We start from the raw sequence: 25,300 nt of genomic DNA on the forward strand, positions 1-25,300 counted from the left end.
CCCGGAATGACGCTTAGATGGGCAAGTGGATGTTAAACCGTGCCCGCAACGCCTGATCCAACGCGCTGTCAAACTGGGCGCGTGATGGCTGTGCCAAAATCGCTTCTTTGTGGGCGATGGCCGCATCGATCAAGCCCGGTTTCCCCGTTTCCGCCCATTCCTTGGGGCTGGTGCGATCGCCGAGCCGCGGATAGACGTAATCCGATTGCATCCGCGCCAATGTCTGCGCCGTGCCCAGATAATGCCCCGGACCATTCAGGCAGACATCTTTGATCTGATCTACAGCCAATGTTTCATCATCCACCTCGATGCCGCGCACACAGCGCAGCGCCTGACCGATCAAATCATCGCCCATGATCAGGCTTTCATGGCAAAACCCTAACAGCGACGCATGCATGCCTGCGGCCTCATAGACCATGTTCAGCCCCGATAATCCGGCCATCACATTGGAACACATCTGTTCCCAGCCGGCCTGCATATTGGGCATTTTCGCATCTGATGCCCCCGCTGCGGCCCCGCCGGGCAAGCCGTAAAAATGATGCATCTGCGCGCAGCCCGCGGTCAGCAGCGCCTGTTCGCCTGATCCAACCGACATCGCCCCGGAGCGTAAGTCCAGCCCAAAGGGCCATGTGCCCACGATGGCGGGATGGCCGGGCACAATCGCGTTGACATAGACGATTCCGGCCAGACATTCGGCCACCGCTTGGGTGATCGCACCTGCAATGGTGGACGGCGCCGTTGCCCCGGCCATGCCCGCGGACAGCAACAAAACCGGCATGCCCGCTTTGATACAGGCCTCCATGACTTCGCAGGCTTCGGTGGCGAATTTCATCGGCGGCACCACAAAACAATTGCTGTTACTTACAAACGGACGCGCGCGCCATTTGGCTTCTCCACCGGCGATCATATGCAGCATTTCAATGCAATCCGGCACAAATCCGGGTTCAACAAAGGACGTGCCAACATGTTTGTAAGTGCCCGCGCAACAGGCATAAATTGTGTTTAAATCCAGTTCCAGATTGTTGGTGATATCACGGCACACCATGGGGCGCTGGACAAAGTGGATATTGTCCAACTGGTCTGAAATTCGGGTGGCATCAAACAGATCCTGAACCGTGCTGTCACGGTATTCACGCCCATGCACATCAACCATATGCACCGCAGCGCCCGCGGTGCCAAAATGAACCCGATTGCCGGACAGGTCCAGATCATGGGCCGGATCGCGACCATGCAGGGTCACTTGTTTGGCGGCGATCGCCAACATGTCTTCGACCAAGGCGCGCGGAAACCGAAGCCGCCCATCCGCGCCCAGTTCGGCCCCGGCTTTGGTCAAAATATCGATCCCGGATTGGGGGGCATCAGCCAATCCGACCTCTTCTAGCAATTGCAGCGCGGCGTCGTGGATTTTCAACACATCCACGTCACTTAACGGTTTATAGCGGCCGCCATTCATACCGGGGCGGATTGCGCGCATGTCATCCGTCAGGGGGGCGGCACGGGCTGCACGTCGGGCGGCTCGGCCACCAGAACGGGATGGGCGGCTTGGTTGGGTCGCAGAAATATCGGTCATGTTTTGTCCTGTTCAAAGAAAGTGAAGGGTGAACTTCACATCACAGGGCGTCCTCGGGCCGCGCGCCCCCGGCGTGCGCCGGTGGTCCGCAAGACGATATTTATTTGCCAATCACAGCAACACATCATCGCAGCTCCTCCTTGGATCAGTTTGAACCGGAAAATCTGAGATTCTGTCTCAAAACCGACGATGTGTCGTTTTTTGACGTTACCAATTGCCCCCAGCACCGCCACCACCGCCGCCACCAGTGCCGCCGCCAAATCCACCACCAGAAGTCGAAGACCCGCTGCTAGAGCTAGCGGTTGTGAGGATCGGCAAAACCACAATAGAGCGCAGAACATGGTCGCAATGACGACATGAAATCACTTCTTCGGCCTCGCCTTTGCTGGTTTTTGTGGCCGCAGATAATGTGTTTTTCTGGTAATCCATGCCCTGTTTTTTACATTCGGGGCAGGTCATTTTATTGTATTTTCGACGGTTGGCACCCGACAGCCAAGCAATCAGCCCGGCAATTGCAGCAAAAAATGCCCCCAAATAATAGAGGAAATAGCCACCAGATTGGTCACCATCACGATTGGATGTTTCTGTATTTTCGGGTGCAACGGGGGCAGGCGCGCCGCCGTGGTTAGGGGTGATCACCAATTCATTTGTGGCCGAAACCGCAGCCACAATACCGGCATTGAAATCACCGTTGCGAAATTCGGGCAGAATGTGATTGTCGATAATGTCCCACAAAACCGGTTTCCAACCGGCATCATATCCCGCACCCATTTCATACCATAGCGCGCGGTCATCGCGAAATATCAACAACATAAGGCCGTTGTTTTCTGCCGCATCGCCAACGCCCCAATGGTTAAACAGCGCCTCGGAATAATCATCTATGCTCAGGTCGCCCACATATGGCTCCGAAGCATTCAGCGTGACAATTGTGAATTCCACCCCCGTGCGCGTGCGGATTTCGTCCAGATCGGTGATGATCTGCGCCTCTTGGTCGGCTGTTAATAAATCAGCGAAATCATTCAGCGTGTTGGTGTCGTGATCCGGGAAAGTTTGGCTCATGCTGATCGATGGGGATCCGCATAAAACGGCCCAAACCATCAGCGATGACAAAATGGATAACAGGCGCATATCAATGTCTCCGATCTATTTATTGGTCATGAATGCATCCACTTTATCGCCAGAAATGGTTCTGCCAAGTCCGGTAAACCCGCCATTTTCAATCATATCGGTCATTGAATCGGTTATCACCCGATGTGTGGCCCGCGCCAATGCTGATCCCAGCGACACCCGCGCAACCCCGATTTTTGCGAATTGATCCAAATCCTGGTCCGTATATCCCGCAATAAGCGCATTTACGGGTTTTGTGGTTTCGCGACAAATCCGGGCCAGATCGGCCATCGACTTGGGCACGGGCGCATAAAGACAATCCGCACCGGCCTGTTCAAACGCTTGCAGGCGCTGGATCGCTTCATCAATGTCATAAGTGTTGAGCATCAGCCCATCCGCCCGTGCGGTCAGGACAAAATCATGGGGCAGGGCGCGCGCAGCGGCGGCAGCCGCACGGATGCGTTCCACGGCCAGATCAATATCATAGGGGGTGTCGGATGGCAGCATTGTGTCTTCGATACAGATGCCAGCCAGCCCAATTTCAGCTGACAGACGCACCGTTTCGGCACAAGTTTCAGGATCATCGCCAAATCCGTTCTCAAAATCCCCTTGGATGGGGATCTGAACCGCCGCGATCATATCTTGGGCATGGGTTAATGCCTCATCCCGGGTGACATTGCCCATATCGGGTCGCCCCAACGTAAAGGCATGGGCCGCCGATGACGTCCCCAAGGCTTGCGCGCCCAATCCTGCCAGCATTTTTGCCGAACCGATATCCCATGCATTGGCCAAAATGAACGGGTTCCCCGGCTGGTGAAGTGCGCGAAATTTTGATCCTAAATCTGACATTTATTATGATCCATTTGAAAGTTTTAAAAATTGTGGCCCCGGACCGGCACGTGCAGCCCCGTCATCAGGATTATAAAGCGCACAGGTATCCAGCGACAAACATCCACAGCCAATACAGCCATCCAATTTGTCCTTTAACAGGTTCAGTTGCGCAATTTGTGCATCAATCCGATCACGAATCCCCAGAGAAATTTCACCCCATTCAGACCGGCTGGGTGCGCGGTGGGATGGCAGATCTGACATATGATGGGCAATTTCCGACAAAGGCAAGCCCAGTTTCTGCGCCGCCATCGCAAAGGATAACCGCCTGATATCATGGCGTCCATATCGGCGATGCCCGCCAGCATTTCGAACCGGTTCGACAATGCCATGGGTTTCATAAAACCGGATCGCTGACACAGCCAAACCGGTGCGTTTGCTCAAATCGCCGATGGTTAATCCGTCTTTGGCCATGATCGTTCCAATTTGTTCTTGATCTAAAGTGCACTTGAGAAATTAAAAAGGAATCAAACGCAGATTACCAGAGGAAACAGGATGCAAATTCACAAAGCACATACCATTAACACCCCGTTGCATGCCGTTTTGCTGCGGGATGGGTTTGTGCGCCAAGAACACGGAAACCTGTTGATCGATGTGCCCAAAAGCATCGGAATTCTGGCGCGTTTACAAATGTTTATCAAAAAGGAGGCCGGTCATGGCTTTTATCGAACACGTCAACGTCACCGTCAAAGATCCCAAAGTCACAGCACAGATGTTGTGTGATGTATTTGGGTGGAAAATCCGTTGGGAAGGCGAAGCCATCAATGGCGGATATACCATCCATGTTGGCACAGACACCCATTATCTGGCGGTCTATTCAGGGCCAGATCACAGCAAAAAAGGTCAGCCCATCGACACCTACATCACCCCAGGAGGCTTAAACCATGTTGGAATTGTTGTGCCCGATCTGGATGCGGTTGAGGTCAAGGTCAAAGCCAAAGGCTATGTCCCCGGCAGCCATCAGGATTATGAGCCGGGGCGTCGGTTCTATTTTACAGAGGAGAATGGCGTGGAAATCGAAGTGGTCTGTTATGACTAGGTGATTATTTCGATTGGACCCACTTTGCTTCGTTTGACCGGATCGCCTTGATCCGATCTTTGGTGGCGGGGTGGGTCATCAACCAAGCTGGCAGGCTGGATTTGGCGTTGTCATCCGTAGGTTTTTGGCCCGTCAACGCCCCAAGTTTGTGAAACAGATCAATCTGCGGCGCCGTTCCGATATTGGCTTTGATCAACAGGGCGCTTGCATAGGCGTCTGCCTCAAATTCATCATTCCGTGACAGCTTTGCCCCCAAAATCGACATGGCCGCGCTGACCAAATGCGGAACAACCATGCGCAACACCGGCGGCACCATCAGCATTATCGCCGCGCGGATTGCGTTTTGCCCGGCAAAACCGATCATGCGACGTCGCGAATGACCCAAGGCCACATGGCCCAATTCATGCGCAATAACGGACGCCAACTCGGCCCCGGTGATCGCGCCATCCTGAAATTTTTTGTAAAAGCCGCGGGTGATGAAAATCCGTCCATCGCTGGCCGCCAAGCCGTTGATCAGGTCGATTTCATAGATTTGCACCCTTATTTTAGGGATATCCAAGGCCCGCGCCAAATCCGCAAGATGCACGTTTAACACAGGGTCATTCAGATCCGATGATTTCGAATCCAATTCACGGGCCGTGCGCCACATTGAAAACCGAAACGCGGCATATCCATAGATCAGGGCGATGAAAATCGGGGCAAATCTGAGCATGTTTGCAATATGGCCATGACGGCTATGCACAACAAGAGGTGCTGATGGAATATCGTGCCCTTGAATTCTGCAATGCAGCATGTAGAACCCCACATAGGGAGGATGTTTGATCGAAGAGGGTCGATGATGACATCCGAATTTATGTGCAACAGCGGGCCGAAAAACAGAGTTTTGGCCGATGTTTCACCCAGTGTTCTTAAGGGACTTCGCTTTGTTGGGCTTTGGCTCGGGGCGGCTGTGATTGCTGTTTTGACCGTCGCGTTGCCATTGCGCGCCGGGTTGGGCTGGCCCATTCCATTGTTGCAAATGACATTGGCGCTGGCGGCATTATATAGCGTTTATGCAATTCTTGCGGTGTTGGCGGGCCTGTTGGGGGCGATGAAACTGCAATTGACGCTGTTTACAGTGGTGGCCGGGCTGGTGCCGCTGGGTCCGTTTTTAAACGAACCTGCGCTTAGGGACTGTCAGGATCGGTGTTCTGATCATCGCCGGCCTGTGCGCGGCGCAATTGTTTCAGCAATAAAAACCCCAAACCCAGCGTAATCGCGCCCGTTGTGAGAAACCCGATGGAATTGCTAAGCAACGTGGCGATGTCAGACAGCCGCGTCGCAAAGCTATAGCCAAGACCGATATAGACCGACACCCAGATCGTTTCGCCCAGAATATCTGCGATGCTAAACCGAACCCAAGACAGGCCGGTCATCCCCGCAATGGCATTGACCCATGGGCCAAGCGGCGCAAATAACCAAGTTGAAAAAAACACCCCCCAAGCGCCGTTGCGATCGACGAATTTCTGCGCTCGCATCAGCGTTTTTTGCCGTTTGGGGCTGTTTTTGGTGAGGTTTTCCAGAAAATTTCCGCCCGCACGTCCCAATTGAAACCCGGCCTGGTCGCCCAAAATGGCCGCGCTCAGCGCTGCGGTGAAAACCTGCCACCCAATCAAATCCCCCGTCGCCACAAACGCACCAGCTGATAGCATGATCAATGATGTGGGCACCGGTAGAAACAGGCAGGATAAAAACGCTGACGTAAAAACCAGCCAGATGCCATAACTGGACACAAGGCTAAACAGAGTATCAGTCATGAACGCGCGATCTGTGGGTTTCAATCACGTCGGTGATTTGGGCAATCAACACATCCAATTCCACACCGCGCGCATGGGCCAGATCGGCCAAAGATTGCGGATGTCCGTTAAAATCCGCCCGTTGCACATGCATCCCTTCCAGGATCACAGGGCGCGGCACCTGCCAGGAATTGGCCACATACCCCAAAGTCATCCAGCCTTCGATGGTTTGATTTTGATGCGCCGGATCATTCCAGTAAATCCAGCGCGCCGTGGTTTGCGCCCCGAAAAATACCATCACAGAGGCGGATATCAGAAAGGCAATGACCAGCAATTTGTTCTGCGCCCATAATCGTTTGAGCGCGCGGATCATTTGCCCAATTCCTTCATGCCGCGTTCAATCCCGTCCAATGTCATCGGCACCATGCGATCGGGGCCAAAGATTGACTGGATCATCTGGATCGATTGGGTATAGCGCCAATACCTTTCGGGCAGGGGGTTGATCCACATGTGCTGGGGCCATTGATCCCGCGCCCGTTCCAGCCACGTTTGGCCGGCCTCTTCGTTCCAATGTTCATTTGCGCCGCCGGGATGGGCCACTTCGTAGGGGGACATGGACGCGTCCCCAACAAAGATGCATTTGTAATCCGGCCCATAGGTGTTCAGCACATCCCAAGTGGAGGTCTGCGCGTCCCAGCGGCGGGCATTGTCGCGCCACACGCCTTCGTAAAGGCAGTTGTGGAAATAATAATATTCCAGATGTTTGAATTCTGCACGGGCGGCAGAAAACAGCTCTTCGACCACTTTGATATGGGGGTCCATGGACCCGCCCACATCCAGAAACAGGATCACTTTGACTGCATTGCGCCGTTCGGGGCGGGTTTTCACGTCCAGATAGCCATGTTCGGCCGTGGCCTGAATGGTGCCGTCCAGATCCAGTTCGTCATGGGCCCCGTCACGGGCCCAATTGCGCAGGCGTTTCAAGGCAACTTTGATGTTGCGCGTGCCCAGTTCAACACTGTCATCCAGATTGCGAAATTCGCGTTTGTCCCAGACTTTCACGGCACGTTGATGGCGGCTTTCGGCTTGGCCGATACGCACACCTTCGGGGTTATAGCCATAGGCACCAAAGGGCGACGTGCCCGCTGTGCCCACCCATTTATTGCCCCCTTGATGGCGGCCTTTTTGTTCCTCAAGCCGCTGTTTGAGCGTTTCCATCAGCTTGTCAAACCCGCCCAACGCTTCGATTTCGGCGCGTTCTTCGGGGGTCATATGTTTTTCGGCCATTTTACGCAGCCAGTCTTCTGGCAGATCGACAGCATTCATCACATCCGCGGCGCTGATCTGTTCAAGCCCCTGAAAGGAATGGGAAAAAGCGCGGTCGAATTTATCGAGATTGCGTTCATCTTTGACCATTGATGTGCGGGCCAGATAGTAGAACGCTTCGATGTCATAGGTGACCAGACCGGCCCGCATGCCGGTCAAAAAGGTCAGATATTCGCGCAAAGAAACCGGCACGCCGCCACTTCGAAGGGATTCGAAGAACGGGAAAAACATCAGCGATAGGACCGGTCAATCAGGACCAATGCAAACATTCCAATGATCCCTAAAATGATTGCGCCGACCAAGGCCCATTGCACCATATCAGCGGTTTTGCCGCCTTTGCGCCGGGCCTGAAATGCCCCCAAGATTGCTCCGATTATCAGGCCGCCCAGGGGGAAAATCATAGGTTTATCCTCTTAGCCAGGGCCTCAGAGCTGCGATTTCACGCTGGCGGGCCCGTACATTACGTTCGTCGCCAAACCCGTATCGCGCCCAGCCCAAACTGTCCAGACGCACGGCTTGGGCTTCTGAAAAACGACCCTCAATTTCAAGTGCTTCGGCCTGAAACATCATCAAGGTCGCCAAAAGGGCCGCGTTTTCGTGCTGGGCTGCCTGTGGAATGGCATAGCCAACAAGCCGAAGCACCTCTGCGGCGTCGCCTTCGGATAGGGCAAAGGCGGCCAATTGCACGGCCACATGGGCACGGTGAATGCGGGTGTTGTCGCTGCTGGCATAGGCGGCATCAGCGGCTTGGAATGACGCATAGGCGCGGTTTGGCGCGGTGCCGACCTGCAGGCGACCATGGGCGTAATGGGCAAACCCTCGGCGCGTGCCGTCCCAGTTGAAATTATTGGCCAACATCACAGCGCGTTCCGCGGCTGTGCGACGGGCCATTTGCGATGGACCACTGGACAGCGCGGTTTCCATGCTTTCGATCCAGTCGCGGGTGGTGTCATTCAACGGAATGCCGGACCGGCTTTGACCTGCGGGGTTCAGGCGGGCCAACAAGGCTGGCAAACGCGCGGCAACTTCGCCTTGGGTCATGCCATTTTGCAATTCCGGCGCATAATAGGCCCGCAAAATGGTCATATCAAACGGGGTTAGAACGGCGTGAATGTTGTCATCATTGAACACAGAATCCGGCAAACGATACAGATCATTTAGCGGTCCAAGCGCCTGTGCCAATTCTTCGTGCATACAGTCACGGATTTCTTGGGGGGCGACATCAGATGGTACAAAAATCGCAGCGCGATCCCGACGTGACAGGGTGGCCCAGTCTACCTGCGGGGTGCGGCGTGCGGTCAGGAATTCGTCCCAGCTGGAAATGCGGGGCACCACAAAACATGCGGCACGTGGCACAGCCCGTTGCAACGTTTCAGACGGGATCGCCTGAATAGTGATGCTGGCCGTATCTGCACCGGTCAGGAAAATATCAATGCCGGCCTCATTGCGCAGCCGCTGAAGCAAAGCGCGCAGATCGTCAATCATATGAGGTGGGATTTCACCGACAACCCGCACAGAAACAGGGGCTTCAAACCGGGTCATGCGGGGGATCAACCGGCCACTTTCCATACGGAAGGTCAGATCAAGGAAATCTTCCATGATTTCTGAATTGGCGCGGGATGGGCCTGACACATGTTGCGGCGCAAAGGTGCGCATCGGTGGAAGGGCGGTGTTTAATCCCAGTGCCCGTGCGGGGGGCGGATCCTGAGGGACCGGGGCACAGGATGTTAGGAACGATAACGCAATCGCAGCGATGCGTTTGGCAACAAGTGATCTCATGTAGCAGCCCTCTGATATTTAAGGAACGGCGTAAGTTCGCCAATCCGGTCATAGAGCTGCCGGGCGTTTGTATTATCAGACTGTGTTAACCAATAGACGGACGACGTTCCGTGTTGATCTGCGGCGGCGTACACCGCTTCGATCAATGCACGTCCAACCCCGGTGCCACGCGTTTCAGGCGTTGCATATAGATCCTGCAAATAACAGACATCTTCGGTTTTCCATGCATGTCGATGAAACAGGTAATGCGTCAGACCAACCAATTGGTCATTCGCCACTGCCACCAGACAGGAAAAATCCCGCGGGTCATCGCCCAATAGGCGATCAAAAGTCGTTTCATAGATTTCTGCGGACACATTGGTGCCGTAGAAACCCAAATAGGCCGTCCACAAATCCTGCCACTGCGCCTTATCGAGGACGCTTAATGGGCGAATTTCAACCGGCATTTTTGCCTTGGTCAAAGTCTGCTCCTTATAGCTCACTCCAAACCTGCCAGAGGAGTGAGGCCGCGTTTTGCCCGGATTTAGGCAAAGTCGCGACAAAGGTATTAAGCAGAATTAACGCTGATTTGTGCAGTCTAAGTTGTTGAAGTTGCGGGATTAGATAAAAGGCGTGGCGCAAATGCCCCAGCCTATTTGTGCCCTAAATGCGGCCACCCCCAATATATTGATTGAGGGTGGCCCATTTTAGCAGGGTGGTCGAAGTCACATGATTTCAAGTGGGAATATTTGCCCGTTCCCAACCAATGGGTTTTGTTTGGATCAAGACAACAATTGTCACAATCGCGACAAGAAGCTCGGCCAGCACCCCAGCCAACCAGATCCCATCGCCCCCAAACACAAATGGCAGGGCCAATGTTAAGGGGATCGAAAACAGATACGTGCGTGACAACATCAACAATCCAGCGCGCGCCGCATCCCCGATCGCCATGTAATAGGTCCCGATCATCAACAAGGGTCCAAACAGAACCATCGACCACGAATTGATCCAGATGATATGCGCTAATGTGTCGATCATGGCCTGATCCGATACAAAAACAGCGCCCAATACGGGGGCAAAGGCCAAAAACAGCACTTGCATCGTGCCCATATAGACAAAGGCTGCGATGATGCCGATCCGCAGGCATGATTGAACACGCAAGGTTAATCCAGCGCCGTAATTGTTGCTGATCAGGGTTTGAAACGCCATCGACAGGCCCAGCAAAGGTAAAAACACAAAGGTCATCAATCGGGTCAGCAACCCAAAGGCTCCGCTATAGGTTTCGTAATCAGCTGTTTGCCAGATTTGCAGCGCATATAATGTCACGGCCGATCCAAGGCTAAGCCCCACATATCCGAGACTTTGAGGCAGCCCCAATGCAATGATTTGCTGGCTATGGGATGTGGTTAAACGCGAAAACAGGCGCGGTACGGGCATCGACCAGGTGAACAGGATCAGGCAAAACGCACAGGCCTGCGCCAGCAATGTGCCCATCGCCGATCCAAACACCCCCCAATCCAGCCCGACGATCAGCACCCAATCAAACAGAATGTTCAACAATGCCGAACTGAGCGTCACAAAGGTCATCAACCGCAGCCGCCCCGTTGCGCGCAACGTGTCAATGCCAAGTCCAAGCGCAAAGCCCAACGGCGCCCCCCAAATCAGCACAGACAAATATAGATGCCCCATATCCGCTAAAATCTGGGCTTCGTTTGCGATCCAATAAGTCAGACCACGCCCCCAAATCACGAACCCAGCGATCAGCACCAGACAAACGCCCAATGCCGTCCTGCACGCGGATGTCAAAATGTCAGCGGTGTCCTGACCAGCCCCATGCGCACGGGCAAAAACCGATGAAAATCCGCCTGACACCAAGGTTGATAAGGCGATGATCATCATGAACAAAGGAAACACCAAGGTCACGGCAACCACTGCATCCGGTCCAGTAAATTGTCCCAGAAAATACGCGTCCACGACGTTAAACAGCCCATTGACCAGCATGATCAACACAATGGGCGCGGCGGTTTTTAGAAATGTGCGCCCCAATGGCGCCGTCAGATAAGCATTTGTCATTTTATGTTCCAAAACAGGCGCAGACGTCACGGAACGGCATTCCAACGGATCATTGGAATGGTCCCGCGACATAGGTCTGCGAAAAGTAAATTAAAGGGTTAGGATCAGGTGCGGTTGCCCATCAGAGGTTTTTTCCAACGTACGGCCTTGCTTGGACACAACTTTGGTGATCCGGCGGCGAAACGAGGAAAAATGCTGCGATGTCACCACATCAATCGCCGTATCAAATTTGATCGTCAGGCGATGTTTGTGACCGGGCAGGGGATCGGCATATAAAACCGTCCCTTCAAAAGCATGGCCCAAATACAGACCACGCAGGCGTTGGCCGGGTTTGTATCCGGGGGTATGATCCGTTTGCGCGGCCTTGGCACGCAATGTGTTCCAATCCCGCAATCCATAGGATTTCGCAATCAATTCAAGCGATTGGGAATGGGTGGTTGGACAACCGGTTTCAATCCGCGTCGATCGAAGTCGCGCAGCTTGGGTTTTTAGATCCTCAATAGAGGGAATAGAATTAGACATCTGGGTCCACTTTCAGGTCAGATGCAGTCGGGTTTGGTCGGGGCTTGCATTGCCGACAGACTGCATATTACTGAAGTCGGTCAGATATTCATCACGCGCTTCACCTTGGACATGCCAGCAAGCGGCCGGGGCGCGATCCCGTTGGCAGTCATGTGGCAGTCAAAGGCAAAGATGTCAAGGGCGCGCGTGATTAACGCCCGCCACGCGCCATAAAGGCCAGTCGTTCAAACAGATGCACGTCCTGTTCATTTTTCAGCAACGCGCCGTGTAATTTGGGCAATGCATTGGCCCCATCGCGTTTTAAATCCGCAGTATCTAAATCTTCTGCCAATAGCAATTTCAACCAATCCAGCACCTCGGATGTGGATGGTTTTTTCTTTAGCCCCGGTGTTTCGCGCAATTCGTAAAACTGGGTTAATGCGGTGGTCAGCAGGTCCGATTTAATCCCCGGATGATGCATTTCGACGATTTGACGCATCGTGTCAGCATTTGGAAACTGAATGTAATGGAAAAAACAACGCCGCAAAAACGCATCGGGCAATTCTTTTTCATTATTGGATGTGATGATCACAATGGGCCGCACTTTGGCGCGCACCGTTTCACCGGTCTCATACACGTGGAATTCCATTTTATCCAACTCTTGCAGCAGATCGTTGGGGAATTCGATGTCAGCTTTGTCGATCTCATCAATCAACAAAACCACTTTCTGCTCGGCCTCAAAAGCCTGCCAAAGCTTGCCTTTTTTGATGTAATTGGCCACGTCATGCACACGCTCTTCGCCCAATTGGCTGTCGCGCAACCGGCTGACGGCGTCATATTCATATAGACCTTGCTGGGCGCGGGTGGTGGATTTGATGTTCCATTCATACATCGGCAATTCCAGCGCCTGTGCCACCTGACGGGCCAGTTCGGTTTTGCCTGTGCCCGGCTCCCCTTTGACCAATAGGGGACGTTCCAATGTCACAGCGGCATTCACCGCGATTTTTAGATCATCTGTCGCAACGTAACTCTGAGTGCCGGAAAACTGCATGATTTGCCCGTAGCTTGTAAGATTTCGTTTAGATTGGGACATTATCATCCTGATCCTCAGGTACAACGTGAGAAAGATTGATCAAATCGGGGGGTGACACCCCGCCCAAAGGGGCGTACTACGCCCACATCAAGGAGGTCTGCCGAAGGATTGGCGCCGTATTGCACCAGCTTTTGGCACCTGTAATTTTAGGGAGCAGACATGAAAGCTGAGGTTTTCCTCCCGGACGATTATCGTCCTGCCGAAGACGAACCGTTTATGAACGATCGTCAGACGGAGTATTTCCGCCGCAAGCTACTTTCGTGGAAAGCGGAAATTTCAGTAGATAGCCGTGATACGATCACGGGTATGAAAGATCAGACACGCAATATTCCGGACGTTGCCGACCGGGCCAGCGAAGAAACCGATCGGGCGCTTGAATTGCGCACACGTGATCGGCAACGAAAACTGGTGTCAAAAATCGATGCGGCCCTGCGCCGGATCGACGAAGGCGAATACGGCTATTGCGAAATGACCGGCGAGCCGATTTCGCTCAAACGTCTGGATGCACGTCCGATTGCAACCATGAGCCTGGAAGCTCAGGAACGCCATGAACGACGTGAAAAGGTGCATCGGGACGATTGATGGCGGCACAAAGCGCCAATCGCGGTCGCAAGATCGCAATTATCGGAGGCGGTATTGGTGGCCTGACGGCCGCCCTTGCCTTTGTCCGAACTGGCGCTGACGTCACCGTCTATGAACAAGCGCCCGCCATCACAGAAGTGGGGGCGGGATTGCAAATCACCCCAAACGGCGCGCGGGTTTTGGACGCGCTGGGTCTGGCAGAAGTGTCAGACCGTATGGGGATTCCTGCGCGAGCTGTGGAACCGATGGATGCATTGTCGGGGCGCATGGTGACGCGGTTTGATCTGTCCAATTTGGACGGTCCCCCTTATCGGTTTTTCCACCGCGCTGATCTGATTGATCTGCTGGCAGAGGCCTGTTTCAGCGAAGGTGTGGCGATCAAAACCGGTTATCGCATTGAAAACGTGTCAAAAAGCGGCGCGTTTGACGTGAACGGTGAAACACAAAACCCTGATCTAACCGTCGGCGCAGATGGGCTGCATTCGCAAATGCGATCCCTGTTGAATGGTGCCGATGATCCGTTTTTCACCGGCCAAGTCGCGTGGCGTGCGATCATAGATGCCCCAGATCATCCCCCCATTGCCCGACTTTGGATGGCACCGAGGCGCCATGTGGTGACCTATCCGCTGCGAGGCGGGCGTTTAAATATTGTCGCCGTTCAGGAACGTCGTGAATGGGCCGCGGATGGGTGGAACCATCCCGCTGATCCATCCACACTTCGCAACGCCTTTGCCGGGTTTAGCCCGCGGGTTTTGGGCCTGTTGAACCGGGTGGAAACCGTTCATGAATGGGGGCTGTTCCGTCATCCGGTTGCGCCGACCTGGTTTGGCACGCGCACCGCTATTCTGGGTGATGCGGCCCATCCCACATTGCCGTTTATGGCGCAGGGCGCGAACCTCGCCATCGAAGATGCCTTTGTTTTGGCGGCGTGTTGCAACCGTGGCCCGCTGGACAAAAGCTTGCCGCAATATCAGCAATTGCGCCATGCGCGGGTGGAACGCGCGATTGAGGCCGCCAACAAAAACGCGGTGAATTACCACCTGACCGGGGCGCGGCGCAGGGCTTCGTTTGCTGTTCTCAAAGGGATCGGCGCCGTCGCCCCCAAAGCCTGGCTTAATCGGCTTGGCTGGCTATATAACCACGACGTTACGACGCTTTAACACCCTATTTTTGTTGAATAAGATGATCAATCACACCCGGTCAGAACCGGGATGCGTTATGATTATCGCACCGAACGTGGCTTCATCACCAGCCAGATCAGCGCGCCCCCGGCCAATGCCAAAAACGGTGTCATCGCAAGGTTCACCGCCGACCAACCATCCACGGCGGACCCGCCCGAACAATTCATTAAGCCACCCGACGCCAGCGACGCCATGGTCACGCAACCAAACACGATCATGTCGTTGAGCCCCTGAACCACGCCACGTTCCCCCGGTTGGTGCGCGGAGGCCAACAATGTGGTGGCCCCGATAAAGCCAAAGTTCCAACCGATCCCCAGTAGGATCAATGCAACAAAGAAATTGATCAATTCCACACCCATCAACGCCACACATCCCGCTGACGCCAAAATGGCCAACCCTGCGGACATGATTTTGGTCGTTCCAAATCGTGCAATCAAATGGCCGGTGAAAAAGCTGGGAACATACATCGCCAAAACATGTGCTGACACTATGTCGTTGGCCAGATCTTCGCCAAATCCGCATCCAACAACGGCCAATGGCGTGGACGTCATCACCAAATTCATCAAGGCATAAGACACCATTCCAACGATCATCGCGACGATGATTTTGGGATCGCGCAGCAGATCACGTTTGCTGCGTGCGGGCATGGTGTTTGTTGCCGCCGCATTTGCGTCAGGCTTGGGCAGTCTCAGACCCAAAAACAGCAACATCCCCACCAAATTGATCGCAATAATGGTCAGGTAGGTGCCCAGAAATGGTACAACAAAGGCCATCTGCACTTCTTTGTTTAGTTGGGGACCGATCAGGGCGGATAACAAACCGCCCGCCATCACATAAGAAATCGCTTTGGGTTGATAGTCAGCTGATGCGACATCCGTGGCTGCAAACCGGTAAAAACCCTGCGCAGACATATAGATACCTGTGAAATAGGACCCGACCAACATCAACGGAAATGACCCAATATAAAGCGCAAAGGCCGCCAAACCAGCGCCACAGGCCCCCGCCAATGCGCCCAGGAAAAACCCAAATTTCCGCCCCCGTTTTTGCATCAAAGGCGACAGCCATGGCGCGGTTGTCATGGACCCGAACACAATCAACGAAATCGGTAGCGTGGCAAAACAGGCATTTGACGCCAACATGCCCCCGGCCAATCCCCCGACAACAAAAATCATGGGCATTTGCGCGCCCAGCAACGCCTGAGCGGCGACAAGGAAAAAGACGTTACGCCGGGCGATTTTATCATTCACTGTGTGCATGAGATATTCGGTAACGCTGCTGTCAGCAAAGTTCAAGCGATGACTTAATGCGCGTTAAGCCACATCAATCACATGTGCATATGACCCTGAAACACGCCCAGAAATCAGTCCCATATCGGGTAGGCTTTGACCTTCAGCGTCTTTGGATTTGAACAAAGGATCGCCCTGCGCAAAAAGTTCGGTCGAATAATGAAATTCATGCCCGTTCAATGGCTGCGAAAACACGCCCCCCAAAGGCGTCAATGACCGATATCCAAGATGCAGTTTTCGGCTGGCAAAGCTGGTGTCTAAATTCAGCAGACCGGCCATGTTATGTCGGTTACCATCGGCGTCCGTAATCGAGTTGCCCAACACCATATACCCCCCACATTCCCCATAAATATCAGAATGTTGCGCGGCGTTTATTAAGCTAGACAAAAACCGATCTGCCTGTGCCAATTGGGCAGCGTGCAATTCAGGATAGCCCCCCGGCAAAAACACAAAATCACAATCAGGAACCGGTTCATTATTTAGCGGGGAAAAGAGGATCAAACTGGCGCCAGATTGCCGCCAATCGCCCAGAATATGGGGATAGCTGAATGCAAATGCTGCATCATGTGCGATGGCGATGTTCTGTGCTGGGGGGGGCATTTTTTTTGACACAGGTGCGACGGGCAAGGGGCGCATCAGTTCACAAAGCTGATCTAGATCGATCGCAGCTTCGACCACATCGGCCGCATGATCCAAAAAGGCGTTTAAATCCGGGTTTTCGGCGGCTTGCACCAGACCCAGATGACGCGACGGCATGGTGATCGACTGTGTGCGATAAACAGCGCCCAAAATGGGCAATCCCAATGGAGTGAGCGCGCGGCGTAACATGCGTTCGTGGCGCGATGATCCGACTTTGTTCAGGATCACGCCCATGACACGGGTTTCGGGATCATGATCCGAAAATCCACGCACCACCGCCGCAATGGATTGGGCCATATGCGATGCATCCACGATCAATACCACCGGCAATCCCAAAATACGGGCCAAATCTGCGGTGGCGCCATCCCCATCCGGGGGGGCACCATCAAACAGCCCCATCGCGCCTTCGATGATCAACGGGATTTCAGACTGCGCCAAGGCCCGGATGCGTTGTTTTTTCATCGCCCATGCATCAAGATTGACACATGCATTGCCACAGGCCGCCTCATGAAACCGCGGATCGATGTAATCTGGCCCTGATTTGGCGGCACGCACAGCCGTTCCGCGTCGTGTTAACGCACGCAAAACCCCCAACGTGATTGTGGTTTTACCGGATCCAGACCCGGGCGCAGAAAAAATGAGGCCCCGCATTTTGTGCCCAACCTAGCCGTTTTCGGCGGGTTTCCCGCGCCCCAACGGATCCAGATTGCGCGGTGCAATTCCGTTTAGCTGTCCTTGCCAATCCAGCACTTGCCGCATTTGAACGGACCGTCCCACACAGATGATCGCAGGCGGTTCAAGCTCTGATCCTTGCAGGTCGGAAACGACATTTCCCAACGTTGTTTCAAGCACTTGCTGGTCATCTGTGGTCGCATTGGCAACCACAGCGACGGGTTCATCTTGGCCGCGCCCGGCCTTTATCAGGTCAGCTGAAATGCGCGCGATATGTTTCATGCCCATATAGATGACGATCACTTGGGATCCGCGGGCGATCCCATCCCAATCCAAGGACGACGGTGCATCCCCGGTCTGATCATGACCCGTCACAAAGGTAACGGATTGGTTCACATCGCGGTGGGTCACTGGAATGCCCGCATAGGCCAATCCGCCAATACCGGCGCTGATGCCGGGAATTATGCGCACGGGCACATCGTGTTGGATCAGCGTTTGCGCCTCTTCGCCGCCACGACCAAACACAAAGGGATCGCCGCCTTTGAGGCGCAGAACTTTCTTGCCTGCTTGGGCCAGATCAACCAGTTTCAGCGAAATATCCCGCTGTTTAGCAGAGGGTTTGCCACCTCGTTTACCTGCATAGACATGCTCTGCCTGAGGGGCCCAATCCAGAATTCCCTCTTGGACCAATGCGTCATAAATCACCACATCCGCCTGCCGCAGGGCATTTAGCGCATGTAATGTCAGCAATCCCGGATCACCGGGTCCCGCCCCACACAGCCAAACCCATCCAGGTTGCAATTGGGGCCAATCATATTCAGGCAAAGAGTCAGTCATGGGGTCTTTATGACCTGCGTCGCGGGCGGGGGAAAGACAACAAACGACGTGAAATCACAGATTGGCGTCCTGACCAGTATTGTTATAGTCCCAAATCATGAGCAACGCGCAGAAATCCGACCCAAACCGCCCCTTGCGCCGTGGATGGACCACCGGCGCCTGTGCGACGGCGGCCACAAAGGCCGCGTTGACTAAGCTGTGGGGGGATGTTTGGACGGATGACGTTCAGATTACATTGCCGCGCGGTGAAACGCCGGTTTTCACATTGGCCACAACCGGTTCTGGGGTGGATTGGGCAGAGGCGGCGATCATCAAAGACGCCGGGGACGACCCGGATGTCACGCATGGGGCCTTGATCTCTGCTCGGGTTGAACCTTCTGACGGTGCGGTCGTTTTTGCAGCGGGCACCGGCGTTGGAATTGTCACGAAACCCGGGTTGCCAATCGCCGTTGGCGAGGCCGCGATCAACCCGGTGCCACGTGCGATGATGGACGAAGTCGTGGCTGCATTGGCCAGCGAATTTGGTAAAACCCCGGATATCAAAATTACAATTTCTGTTCAAAACGGCGCGCAACTTGCTGAAAAAACATGGAATCCCCGGTTGGGCATTGTGGGGGGGCTGTCCATTCTTGGGACAACCGGGATCGTGCGACCCTTTAGTTGCGCGGCTTGGATCGCGTCGATTCATCGTGGGGTGGATGTGGCGCGCGCCGAGGGTCTGGACCATGTGGCAGGATGCACGGGGGCGACGTCTGAACGGGTGGTTCAATCGCTATATAACCTGCCAGAACAGGCGATGTTGGATATGGGGGATTTTGCCGGCGGGTTGCTTAAATACCTTAGAAAACATCCCGTAAAACGGGTCACAATTGGCGGTGGGATCGGCAAAATATGCAAACTGTCGCAGGGTGCCATTGATCTTCATTCTGGGCGATCACAAGTTGATTTTGGCCAGATTGCACAATGGCTGGGGGATGCGCGCATGTCTGACATGAACACCGCCCTACAAGTTTATGAAAACAAAGGTAGAATGTTTGCTGATATTGTTGCGCAAAAGGCGTTGATCCAGGTTGAACAGCTGTTGAAAGATTGCGGAACGCGCGCCGATATTGTGGTCATTGATCGCAAAGGAAATATCCTGTCGCGCGCGGGTGATGTGTAAATGACTGTTTTGTTGCTGGCCGGAACCGCCGAGGCCCGCCAAGTCGCCCAAAAGCTGCATCAGCAAAACATTTCAGCCATTGCCACCCTATCCGGGGCCACACGCCATCCCAAATCATTGCCAATTCCGGTTCAAATCGGGGGGTTTGGCGGCGCTGATGGGTTTAAACAGTTTATTTCGTCGCAAAACATTCATGCGGTGTTGGATGCAACGCATCCCTTTGCCCATAACATTACCGACAGAACGCATCGAATATGTCACGATATATCAATGCCATATGCGCTGTTGTTAAGGCAGAAATGGATGTCGGATAAAGGCGATGATTGGCATCATATCGCTTGCGAAACACAAGCGCAGCATCTGGTTTCACCCGACGATATTGTGTTTCTGGCAACGGGGCGCCAGCATTTAGATCGCTTTGCGGCTTTGAACAAATGTCGGATTTTTTGTCGCCAAATTGATCCCCCGGGTACGGATTTTCCCTTTGAAAACGGGAATTTTGTCATTGGCCGCCCGCCATTTAGCATAGAAGAAGAGATGCGCCTGTTCAAACGGTTGAAGGTTAGCGTTCTGGTGGTCAAAAATGCCGGTGGGCAGGCCAGTGCGTCAAAACTGGTCGCAGCACGCGCTTTAGGGATCAAGGTGATTATGATTGATCGGCCCAAAACGCCCGATGCGCATAAGGTTGAAACGGCGCAGCAGGCTGTGGATTGGATCACGTCCCTATGAATGAATCTGTGATTGTTTCACCCGATTGCATCGAAAAAGCAGCCCATGAACTTGTTCAGGTGGAACCAAAGTTTTTGCAACCCTATCAATTGCTTGCGCCGCTTCCTTTGCGTTTGAAACCGCAAGGGTTTGCATCCTTGCTTCAGGCGATCATGGGCCAGCAGGTTTCGGTTGCGTCAGCCAATGCCATTTGGGACAGGTTGATCAAATCGGGTCTGACCGATGAGGCAGAAATGCGCAAAGCGGACGAAGACAATCTGCGAAACTGCGGATTGAGCCGACAAAAGATCAAATACGCCAAAGCTTTGGCCGATGCGCAGTTGGATTATGCGGCGTTCCCGAACCAAGAATCGCGTGACGTGATCAAAACATTGACATCCGTCACTGGCATCGGCACCTGGACCGCCGAAATCTACGCAAAGTTTTCCTTGGGTCGCGCGGATATCTTTGCCGCTGGGGATTTAGCATTGCAGGAAGGGGCGAAAATGCTGTTTGCGCTGCCCGAACGCCCAAACGAAAAACAAATGCGCCACATGGCAACGGCCTGGTCTCCCTATAGATCGGTTGCAGCACGGTTGCTGTGGGCCTACTACAAACATCAAAAGCAGCGGGAAGGGATCACATGACGCGCAGTTTGAACGCTAATCGTAAAGAGGCCCAATCAGGGGAAACCCGGTCAGTTGTGATTTTTTTGCACGGATATGGGGCTAATAGCGCTGATCTGTTGGGATTGGCGGACCCTTTGGGCGAACATTTGCCTGATACGATGTTTATCGCGCCGGATGCGCCCGAACTTTGCGCCGGGGTGCCCGGTGGGTTTCAATGGTTTCCGATCCCATGGATTGATGGCTCATCCGAAGAAGAAAGCCGGGAAGGCATGTTTCGCGCCGAAGCCGACCTAAACGCATTTCTGGACGGTGTGATGGTCGACGAAGACATGTTGCCCGAACAGGTGATGTTGTTTGGGTTTTCCCAAGGCACGATGATGGCGCTGCATGTCGCCCCCCGTCGTGAGGATCCAGTTGCTGGGATTTGTGCCTTTTCGGGGCGTTTGTTGGAACCTGATTTGCTAGAAGACGAAGTGGTCTGTCGCCCGCCGGTTTTGTTGATCCACGGCGATCAGGACGATGTTGTGCCACCCCAATCCTTGCCCCAAGCGGCAGAGGCGCTTCAACAGGCGGGATGGAAAGAAGTTTACGCACATGTCATGAACGGCACCGCCCATGGGATCGCCCCAGATGGATTATCCGTGGCCTTAGCGTTTATGCGCGAACGGTTGGGGTATAGCTGATTAGCATATTGTTCAGACCTGTTCCTTAACCTGTAACAAAGTTCAAACGTGAGGGACGCATGGAACGTCTGATCGCAATTGTTACCCCATCGTCCTGGCTGCATTGGTGGGTTAGCTTTGCTGTGCTTTTGGTGTCGATATGTTTGGCCAGCCTTGGTATCCGGGCGGCCTTGTTTGGCATTGCCGAGGTTGAGGTCACGCGCCAAATTATCGAAGCGCTGGTGATCGGAATTCCCTATGTTTTTGTGGCGCAATGGGGGTTGCAGCACCTGAAATCATTGCAGGATAAACTGGCTGTTTTGGCGACCACGGATATGTTGACAGGGTTGCCGAATAGGCGCGCCTTTATGCAGGAACTCAGCGATCGACAGGATCAGAACACCGCCGATTATGTGATGATGCTGGATGTGGATCATTTTAAGCGGATCAATGACACATTCGGTCATGATGTGGGCGATATCTGCTTGTCTCATCTGGCGGATGAGTTGCGAAATATTGTTAGATCAGAGGATGTTGTGGCCAGAATGGGGGGCGAAGAATTCGCCGTTATTTTGTCGCAGGTCAGCAAAGAAACCGCCATCCAAATCGGAGAGCGCATTGCCCAAGGCACGCATTTGCACATCCGTGATCATCCTGAACATGTGAATTTGACTGAATTAGACCCGCAGCATCGGTTAAAAGTGACCGTTTCGGTCGGTGCCTGTCGACCTAAAACCGGGGACAGCCCAAAGAGTATTTTGCGACGCGCGGATGCGGCCATGTATCATGCGAAACGATCTGGACGTGCCCAATTGATCATACATCAAAAAGGGTAAGACGCTGATGTCACTCTTTTATTTCAGACCATTGACCCACAGGTAAATCATCTAGCCGCCACGCGCCGATTTGTGCGCGGATTAACCGCAATGTGGGATGCCCAACGGCGGCCGTCATTCGGCGCACCTGTCGATTTCGCCCTTCCCGCAACGTCAGTGCGATCCAAGTGTCTGGGATCGATTTACGCACCCGAATGGGCGGGGTGCGGGGCCATAAATGGACTGGTTCATCAATGATCTGTGCCCGTGCGGGCAGGGTGATCCCGTCTTTTAGCGTCACACCTTGTTGTAGTTTTCGAATGGCCTCCGCGTCAGGAATGCCTTCCACTTGGGCCCAATAGGTTTTGGGCATCTTGTGTTTTGGATTTGAAATTTTTGCCTGCAATCGCCCGTCATCGGTCAACAGCATCAGGCCTTCGCTGTCTCGATCCAAGCGCCCAGCCGGATAGACACCTTTGACATCGATAAAATCCGACAATGTCCGCCGAGGCCCGTTTTCGGTCCCTTTATCGGTGAATTGTGAAAGAACATCGAATGGTTTGTTAAACATGATTAATTTGCTCATGCCGAATATGTGTCAGGCCGTCGTGATTTGGGCAAGTGCGGAATATTGATGGCATTGTCATACCAAGGTTACGAATTGTCCCTAATTCTATGTTTGTGCAGACTATATGTAGGGGTTGTCAGGCGATAATCGCGCGATATAGTCAATATATGGCAGGGGCGGGGCTCCCGCTCTGATGCCGGATGGTAGACAGGGCAGGGATGCAATTGCGATGGGTCATGTAACAAATAATACCGATTTCCGATCCCATTTTGTCAGGGAATCCGGCGGGTTAAAGAAGTTTCCAGCCCTTGTTCTCAATGCAGATTATCGCCCATTATCCTACTACCCGCTATCCCTATGGCCTTGGCAAGAGGCAATAAAAGCGGCGTGGTTGGATCGTGTGGATATCGTCGCTGAATATGAAGAAGTGGTTCATTCGCCATCAACAGAGCTTAAAATTCCCTCCGTTGTTGTTCTGAAGGATTATGTAAAACCTCAAAAGCGCGTGGCCTTCACGCGCTTTAATTTGTTTCTAAGGGACGAATTTTGCTGCCAATATTGCGGTGCGCGTGGGGATTTAACCTTTGATCATGTGGTGCCGCGCGCGCGCGGTGGCGTGACGTCTTGGGAAAATGTCGTGGCGGCTTGTTCACGGTGCAATCTACGCAAAGGATCCCAAAGTTTGCGTCATTGCGGTATGAGTTTGCAAAAACCACCCCGCCAACCCACTGCTGAGGTTCTGCGAAACACGGGTCGTAAATTTCCACCAAATTTCCTACATGAAAGCTGGATGGATTTTCTGTATTGGGATGCGGAATTGGACGCCTAATAAATTAGTACATTCTTTTGGCCAACTCGCTGCTAGACTTTGGTTTCTATGTTCATTAGGAAGGCTTCGTTAGCGCTAACGTCACTCGAACGCCGCGAAAGCCACAGGAGAACCCCAATGGTATCACGTATCATTCCGGTCGAATGTTTTGATCTGGTCATTTTTGGCGGCACAGGGGATTTGGCAAGACGCAAGATTTTGCCGGGTTTATTCCGCCGTTTCCTTGGCGGGCAAATGCCTGAAAACGCTCGGATAATTGGCGCTGCGCGATCCAATTTGGATGACGCAGAATATCGTGACATGGTTGCGGGCGCCATCACTGAATTTGGTGGTGCAGAAGCCAAAGATACCGAATGCCTGAGCCGGTTCTTAAAGCAGCTGCATTATGTGCAGGTTGACGCGCGCGGCACTGACGGCTGGGCCGATCTGGCCGGTTTGATGAAACCTGACGTTATTCGCGCCTTCTATTTCTCGGTCGGGCCGGGCCTATTTGGCGATCTGGCGGAACGTTTGCATCTGCACAAAATCGCCGATGCTCAGAGCCGGATTGTGGTTGAAAAACCCTTTGGGCGTGATCTGGAAACCGCACGCGCATTGAACGAAACCTTGGCGTTACATTTTGACGAGCAACAGATTTACCGGATCGATCATTATCTGGGCAAAGAAACAGTTCAAAACCTGATGGCGGTACGGTTTGGTAATGTGCTGTTTGAACCGCTTTGGAACAATCACTACGTTGATCACATCCAGATCACGGTGGCCGAAACGGTCGGCGTTGGGGGGCGCGGCGGGTATTATGACAAATCCGGCGCGATGCGCGATATGGTGCAAAACCATCTGATGCAATTGCTGTGTCTGATTGCGATGGAACCGCCCAGCATGTTCGAAGCGGACGCAGTTCGGGACGAAAAGCTAAAGGTTATCCGTGCCTTACAGCCTGTTGATTACCATCAAATCGTACGTGGCCAGTATAATGCGACGGACAAGACCCAGAACTATCGTGATGACGCAGAAAATCCACGATCCCACACAGAAAGCTTTGTTGCGCTGAAATGCCATATCAACAATTGGCGTTGGGCGGGCGTGCCATTTTATATGCGCACGGGCAAACGCCTAAAGGCGCGGAATTCCGAAATTTCCGTGGTATTTAAGGATTTAGGTCATTCGATTTTTGAAGGCGACGAGGCGCGCCACCGCAACATTCTGACCATTCGGTTGCAACCCAATGAAGGCATTGATTTGCAAGTGACAATCAAGGAACCGGGACCGGGCGGGATGCGACTGGTGGATGTGCCTTTGGACATGACCTTTGCTGATGCGTTGGGCCCGGATGCGGATGGCGGGTCGGATGCGTATGAACGACTGATTATGGATGTGATCCGTGGCAACCAAACCCTGTTTATGCGCGGTGACGAAGTCGAAGCCGCGTGGTCATGGACCGATCCGATCATCAATGGCTGGCAGGAACGCAATGACGTGCCCAAAGAATATGATACCGGGTCATCCGGCCCAGAGGATTCATTGATGTTGTTGCATCGGGATGGCCGAAGATGGCATGAGATCAAAGCGTAACCATCTGGGGACGTTTAGAATAAAGGGC

At 53.5% G+C, this 25,300-nt stretch carries 29 protein-coding genes; 11 read left to right on the forward strand and 18 right to left on the reverse strand.

Translation table 11 applies throughout. The features are described from left to right. Positions 1-13: 13 nt before the first annotated feature. The 4 genes from AB1F12_RS08315 to soxR form a co-directional block, all read right to left on the reverse strand. Positions 14-1,570: a trimethylamine methyltransferase family protein gene (locus AB1F12_RS08315; protein ID WP_368188145.1), complete on the reverse strand. Its 1,557-nt coding sequence runs from the start codon at positions 1,568-1,570 to the stop codon at positions 14-16. A 207-nt stretch (positions 1,571-1,777) separates the two neighbouring features. Continuing rightward, the gene (locus AB1F12_RS08320; protein WP_368188147.1) at positions 1,778-2,698 is read right to left on the reverse strand and encodes a YgcG family protein; all 921 of its coding nucleotides are present in this window, start codon (positions 2,696-2,698) and stop codon (positions 1,778-1,780) included. A gap of 15 nt (positions 2,699-2,713) precedes the next feature. Continuing rightward, complete coding sequence (locus AB1F12_RS08325; protein ID WP_368188148.1) at positions 2,714-3,526, reverse strand: isocitrate lyase/phosphoenolpyruvate mutase family protein; 813 nt, start codon at positions 3,524-3,526, stop codon at positions 2,714-2,716. Between the two features lie 3 nt (positions 3,527-3,529). Continuing rightward, positions 3,530-3,979, reverse strand: coding sequence for a redox-sensitive transcriptional activator SoxR (gene soxR / locus AB1F12_RS08330; protein WP_368188150.1), 450 nt, complete (start codon positions 3,977-3,979; stop codon positions 3,530-3,532). Positions 3,980-4,220: 241 nt separating this feature from the next. On the opposite strand from soxR, the gene AB1F12_RS08335 reads away from it, so the two are divergent. Next, on the forward strand, positions 4,221-4,604 hold the full coding sequence (locus tag AB1F12_RS08335; RefSeq protein WP_368188153.1) for a VOC family protein: 384 nt from the start codon (positions 4,221-4,223) through the stop codon (positions 4,602-4,604). Between the two features lie 4 nt (positions 4,605-4,608). Here AB1F12_RS08335 and AB1F12_RS08340 read toward each other — a convergent pair whose 3' ends face one another. Next, the gene (locus AB1F12_RS08340) at positions 4,609-5,316 is read right to left on the reverse strand and encodes a M48 family metallopeptidase (protein WP_368188154.1); all 708 of its coding nucleotides are present in this window, start codon (positions 5,314-5,316) and stop codon (positions 4,609-4,611) included. A 123-nt stretch (positions 5,317-5,439) separates the two neighbouring features. Between AB1F12_RS08340 and AB1F12_RS08345 the strand changes: the two genes are divergently transcribed. Then, on the forward strand, positions 5,440-5,859 hold the full coding sequence (locus AB1F12_RS08345) for a hypothetical protein (RefSeq protein WP_368188155.1): 420 nt from the start codon (positions 5,440-5,442) through the stop codon (positions 5,857-5,859). On the opposite strand, the gene AB1F12_RS08350 is transcribed toward AB1F12_RS08345, so the two are convergent. The 9 genes from AB1F12_RS08350 to AB1F12_RS08390 form a co-directional block, all read right to left on the reverse strand. Further along, positions 5,771-6,400 (reverse strand): DedA family protein, encoded by a 630-nt coding sequence (locus AB1F12_RS08350; protein WP_368188157.1) that lies wholly within the window; start codon positions 6,398-6,400, stop codon positions 5,771-5,773. The two genes, AB1F12_RS08345 and AB1F12_RS08350, sit on opposite strands and share 89 nt — an antisense overlap. Then, complete coding sequence (locus AB1F12_RS08355) at positions 6,393-6,752, reverse strand: hypothetical protein (RefSeq protein ID WP_368188158.1); 360 nt, start codon at positions 6,750-6,752, stop codon at positions 6,393-6,395. Before AB1F12_RS08355 ends, AB1F12_RS08350 begins: the two co-directional genes overlap by 8 nt. Next, entirely contained in the window at positions 6,749-7,936 is a 1,188-nt protein-coding gene (locus tag AB1F12_RS08360; protein ID WP_368188160.1) for a VWA domain-containing protein, read from the reverse strand. Before AB1F12_RS08360 ends, AB1F12_RS08355 begins: the two co-directional genes overlap by 4 nt. Then, positions 7,936-8,106 (reverse strand): hypothetical protein, encoded by a 171-nt coding sequence (locus AB1F12_RS08365; protein WP_368188162.1) that lies wholly within the window; start codon positions 8,104-8,106, stop codon positions 7,936-7,938. The genes AB1F12_RS08360 and AB1F12_RS08365 overlap by 1 nt, the downstream gene beginning before the upstream one ends. Positions 8,107-8,110: 4 nt before the next feature. Beyond that, positions 8,111-9,484 carry a DUF2927 domain-containing protein gene (locus AB1F12_RS08370; RefSeq protein ID WP_368188164.1) on the reverse strand — a complete coding sequence of 458 codons (1,374 nt, stop codon included), beginning with the start codon at positions 9,482-9,484 and terminating at the stop codon, positions 8,111-8,113. Continuing rightward, positions 9,481-9,930: an N-acetyltransferase family protein gene (locus tag AB1F12_RS08375; protein WP_368188315.1), complete on the reverse strand. Its 450-nt coding sequence runs from the start codon at positions 9,928-9,930 to the stop codon at positions 9,481-9,483. Before AB1F12_RS08375 ends, AB1F12_RS08370 begins: the two co-directional genes overlap by 4 nt. 268 nt (positions 9,931-10,198) lie before the next feature. Then, a complete protein-coding gene (locus AB1F12_RS08380; protein ID WP_368188165.1) occupies positions 10,199-11,536 on the reverse strand; it encodes an MATE family efflux transporter in 1,338 nt (445 codons plus the stop codon). A 90-nt stretch (positions 11,537-11,626) separates the two neighbouring features. Continuing rightward, positions 11,627-12,058, reverse strand: coding sequence for a glyoxalase superfamily protein (locus tag AB1F12_RS08385; protein WP_368188167.1), 432 nt, complete (start codon positions 12,056-12,058; stop codon positions 11,627-11,629). 190 nt (positions 12,059-12,248) lie between these two features. Further along, a complete protein-coding gene (locus AB1F12_RS08390) occupies positions 12,249-13,088 on the reverse strand; it encodes an AAA family ATPase (protein ID WP_368188169.1) in 840 nt (279 codons plus the stop codon). A gap of 201 nt (positions 13,089-13,289) precedes the next feature. Between AB1F12_RS08390 and dksA the strand changes: the two genes are divergently transcribed. Next, positions 13,290-13,712 carry an RNA polymerase-binding protein DksA gene (gene dksA / locus AB1F12_RS08395; RefSeq protein ID WP_368188171.1) on the forward strand — a complete coding sequence of 141 codons (423 nt, stop codon included), beginning with the start codon at positions 13,290-13,292 and terminating at the stop codon, positions 13,710-13,712. Continuing rightward, positions 13,712-14,872, forward strand: a complete 1,161-nt coding sequence (locus tag AB1F12_RS08400) for an FAD-dependent monooxygenase (protein WP_368188173.1) — start codon at positions 13,712-13,714, stop codon at positions 14,870-14,872. Before dksA ends, AB1F12_RS08400 begins: the two co-directional genes overlap by 1 nt. 62 nt (positions 14,873-14,934) lie before the next feature. Here AB1F12_RS08400 and AB1F12_RS08405 read toward each other — a convergent pair whose 3' ends face one another. From AB1F12_RS08405 to cobA, 3 genes are read right to left on the reverse strand one after another with little or no spacing between them, the layout of a single operon-like run. Continuing rightward, positions 14,935-16,149 carry an MFS transporter gene (locus AB1F12_RS08405; protein WP_368188175.1) on the reverse strand — a complete coding sequence of 405 codons (1,215 nt, stop codon included), beginning with the start codon at positions 16,147-16,149 and terminating at the stop codon, positions 14,935-14,937. A 54-nt stretch (positions 16,150-16,203) separates the two neighbouring features. Next, complete coding sequence (locus tag AB1F12_RS08410; protein WP_368188176.1) at positions 16,204-17,469, reverse strand: cobyrinate a,c-diamide synthase; 1,266 nt, start codon at positions 17,467-17,469, stop codon at positions 16,204-16,206. A 12-nt stretch (positions 17,470-17,481) separates the two neighbouring features. Continuing rightward, positions 17,482-18,327, reverse strand: coding sequence for a uroporphyrinogen-III C-methyltransferase (cobA, locus tag AB1F12_RS08415; protein ID WP_368188178.1), 846 nt, complete (start codon positions 18,325-18,327; stop codon positions 17,482-17,484). Positions 18,328-18,424: 97 nt separating this feature from the next. Between cobA and AB1F12_RS08420 the strand changes: the two genes are divergently transcribed. From AB1F12_RS08420 to AB1F12_RS08440, 5 genes are read left to right on the forward strand one after another with little or no spacing between them, the layout of a single operon-like run. Next, a complete protein-coding gene (locus AB1F12_RS08420) occupies positions 18,425-19,489 on the forward strand; it encodes a cobalt-precorrin-5B (C(1))-methyltransferase (protein ID WP_368188180.1) in 1,065 nt (354 codons plus the stop codon). Then, positions 19,490-20,218 carry a cobalt-precorrin-6A reductase gene (locus AB1F12_RS08425; RefSeq protein ID WP_368188183.1) on the forward strand — a complete coding sequence of 243 codons (729 nt, stop codon included), beginning with the start codon at positions 19,490-19,492 and terminating at the stop codon, positions 20,216-20,218. It abuts the gene before it with no gap. Beyond that, positions 20,215-20,844, forward strand: a complete 630-nt coding sequence (locus AB1F12_RS08430; protein ID WP_368188185.1) for a DNA-3-methyladenine glycosylase — start codon at positions 20,215-20,217, stop codon at positions 20,842-20,844. Before AB1F12_RS08425 ends, AB1F12_RS08430 begins: the two co-directional genes overlap by 4 nt. After that, the gene (locus AB1F12_RS08435) at positions 20,841-21,509 is read left to right on the forward strand and encodes an alpha/beta hydrolase (RefSeq protein ID WP_368188187.1); all 669 of its coding nucleotides are present in this window, start codon (positions 20,841-20,843) and stop codon (positions 21,507-21,509) included. Before AB1F12_RS08430 ends, AB1F12_RS08435 begins: the two co-directional genes overlap by 4 nt. Before the next feature lie 59 nt (positions 21,510-21,568). Beyond that, entirely contained in the window at positions 21,569-22,324 is a 756-nt protein-coding gene (locus AB1F12_RS08440) for a GGDEF domain-containing protein (RefSeq protein WP_368188189.1), read from the forward strand. A gap of 10 nt (positions 22,325-22,334) precedes the next feature. Here the strand turns inward: AB1F12_RS08440 and AB1F12_RS08445 are convergent, their stop codons facing one another. Further along, positions 22,335-22,889 carry a pseudouridine synthase gene (locus tag AB1F12_RS08445; RefSeq protein WP_368183437.1) on the reverse strand — a complete coding sequence of 185 codons (555 nt, stop codon included), beginning with the start codon at positions 22,887-22,889 and terminating at the stop codon, positions 22,335-22,337. A gap of 211 nt (positions 22,890-23,100) precedes the next feature. On the opposite strand from AB1F12_RS08445, the gene AB1F12_RS08450 reads away from it, so the two are divergent. Further along, a complete protein-coding gene (locus AB1F12_RS08450) occupies positions 23,101-23,700 on the forward strand; it encodes an HNH endonuclease (RefSeq protein WP_368183439.1) in 600 nt (199 codons plus the stop codon). 117 nt (positions 23,701-23,817) lie between these two features. Further along, positions 23,818-25,272, forward strand: coding sequence for a glucose-6-phosphate dehydrogenase (gene zwf / locus AB1F12_RS08455; protein WP_368183441.1), 1,455 nt, complete (start codon positions 23,818-23,820; stop codon positions 25,270-25,272). Positions 25,273-25,300: the final 28 nt, after the last annotated feature.

The organism is Aestuariibius sp. HNIBRBA575, from assembly GCF_040932005.1.
Taxonomy (GTDB): domain Bacteria; phylum Pseudomonadota; class Alphaproteobacteria; order Rhodobacterales; family Rhodobacteraceae; genus CANLNM01.

Excerpts from the sequence above, each read along its gene's own strand:
- AB1F12_RS08360 (WP_368188160.1), bottom strand. The coding sequence starts at position 7,936 with ATGTTTTTCCCGTTCTTCGAATCCCTTCGAAGTGGCGGCGTGCCGGTT.
- AB1F12_RS08335 (WP_368188153.1), top strand. The coding sequence starts at position 4,221 with ATGGCTTTTATCGAACACGTCAACGTCACCGTCAAAGATCCCAAAGTC.
- AB1F12_RS08315 (WP_368188145.1), bottom strand. The coding sequence starts at position 1,570 with ATGACCGATATTTCTGCGACCCAACCAAGCCGCCCATCCCGTTCTGGT.
- AB1F12_RS08425 (WP_368188183.1), top strand. The coding sequence starts at position 19,490 with ATGACTGTTTTGTTGCTGGCCGGAACCGCCGAGGCCCGCCAAGTCGCC.
- AB1F12_RS08385 (WP_368188167.1), bottom strand. The coding sequence starts at position 12,058 with ATGTCTAATTCTATTCCCTCTATTGAGGATCTAAAAACCCAAGCTGCG.
- AB1F12_RS08325 (WP_368188148.1), bottom strand. The coding sequence starts at position 3,526 with ATGTCAGATTTAGGATCAAAATTTCGCGCACTTCACCAGCCGGGGAAC.
- AB1F12_RS08400 (WP_368188173.1), top strand. The coding sequence starts at position 13,712 with ATGGCGGCACAAAGCGCCAATCGCGGTCGCAAGATCGCAATTATCGGA.
- AB1F12_RS08365 (WP_368188162.1), bottom strand. The coding sequence starts at position 8,106 with ATGATTTTCCCCCTGGGCGGCCTGATAATCGGAGCAATCTTGGGGGCA.
- AB1F12_RS08380 (WP_368188165.1), bottom strand. The coding sequence starts at position 11,536 with ATGACAAATGCTTATCTGACGGCGCCATTGGGGCGCACATTTCTAAAA.
- AB1F12_RS08420 (WP_368188180.1), top strand. The coding sequence starts at position 18,425 with ATGAGCAACGCGCAGAAATCCGACCCAAACCGCCCCTTGCGCCGTGGA.
- AB1F12_RS08355 (WP_368188158.1), bottom strand. The coding sequence starts at position 6,752 with ATGATCCGCGCGCTCAAACGATTATGGGCGCAGAACAAATTGCTGGTC.
- AB1F12_RS08445 (WP_368183437.1), bottom strand. The coding sequence starts at position 22,889 with ATGAGCAAATTAATCATGTTTAACAAACCATTCGATGTTCTTTCACAA.
- AB1F12_RS08410 (WP_368188176.1), bottom strand. The coding sequence starts at position 17,469 with ATGCGGGGCCTCATTTTTTCTGCGCCCGGGTCTGGATCCGGTAAAACC.
- AB1F12_RS08450 (WP_368183439.1), top strand. The coding sequence starts at position 23,101 with ATGGGTCATGTAACAAATAATACCGATTTCCGATCCCATTTTGTCAGG.
- AB1F12_RS08430 (WP_368188185.1), top strand. The coding sequence starts at position 20,215 with ATGAATGAATCTGTGATTGTTTCACCCGATTGCATCGAAAAAGCAGCC.
- AB1F12_RS08350 (WP_368188157.1), bottom strand. The coding sequence starts at position 6,400 with ATGACTGATACTCTGTTTAGCCTTGTGTCCAGTTATGGCATCTGGCTG.
- dksA (WP_368188171.1), top strand. The coding sequence starts at position 13,290 with ATGAAAGCTGAGGTTTTCCTCCCGGACGATTATCGTCCTGCCGAAGAC.
- AB1F12_RS08345 (WP_368188155.1), top strand. The coding sequence starts at position 5,440 with ATGATGACATCCGAATTTATGTGCAACAGCGGGCCGAAAAACAGAGTT.
- AB1F12_RS08390 (WP_368188169.1), bottom strand. The coding sequence starts at position 13,088 with ATGCAGTTTTCCGGCACTCAGAGTTACGTTGCGACAGATGATCTAAAA.
- AB1F12_RS08405 (WP_368188175.1), bottom strand. The coding sequence starts at position 16,149 with ATGCACACAGTGAATGATAAAATCGCCCGGCGTAACGTCTTTTTCCTT.
- AB1F12_RS08435 (WP_368188187.1), top strand. The coding sequence starts at position 20,841 with ATGACGCGCAGTTTGAACGCTAATCGTAAAGAGGCCCAATCAGGGGAA.
- AB1F12_RS08370 (WP_368188164.1), bottom strand. The coding sequence starts at position 9,484 with ATGAGATCACTTGTTGCCAAACGCATCGCTGCGATTGCGTTATCGTTC.
- AB1F12_RS08340 (WP_368188154.1), bottom strand. The coding sequence starts at position 5,316 with ATGCTCAGATTTGCCCCGATTTTCATCGCCCTGATCTATGGATATGCC.
- soxR (WP_368188150.1), bottom strand. The coding sequence starts at position 3,979 with ATGGCCAAAGACGGATTAACCATCGGCGATTTGAGCAAACGCACCGGT.
- AB1F12_RS08440 (WP_368188189.1), top strand. The coding sequence starts at position 21,569 with ATGGAACGTCTGATCGCAATTGTTACCCCATCGTCCTGGCTGCATTGG.
- zwf (WP_368183441.1), top strand. The coding sequence starts at position 23,818 with ATGGTATCACGTATCATTCCGGTCGAATGTTTTGATCTGGTCATTTTT.
- cobA (WP_368188178.1), bottom strand. The coding sequence starts at position 18,327 with ATGACTGACTCTTTGCCTGAATATGATTGGCCCCAATTGCAACCTGGA.
- AB1F12_RS08375 (WP_368188315.1), bottom strand. The coding sequence starts at position 9,930 with ATGCCGGTTGAAATTCGCCCATTAAGCGTCCTCGATAAGGCGCAGTGG.
- AB1F12_RS08320 (WP_368188147.1), bottom strand. The coding sequence starts at position 2,698 with ATGCGCCTGTTATCCATTTTGTCATCGCTGATGGTTTGGGCCGTTTTA.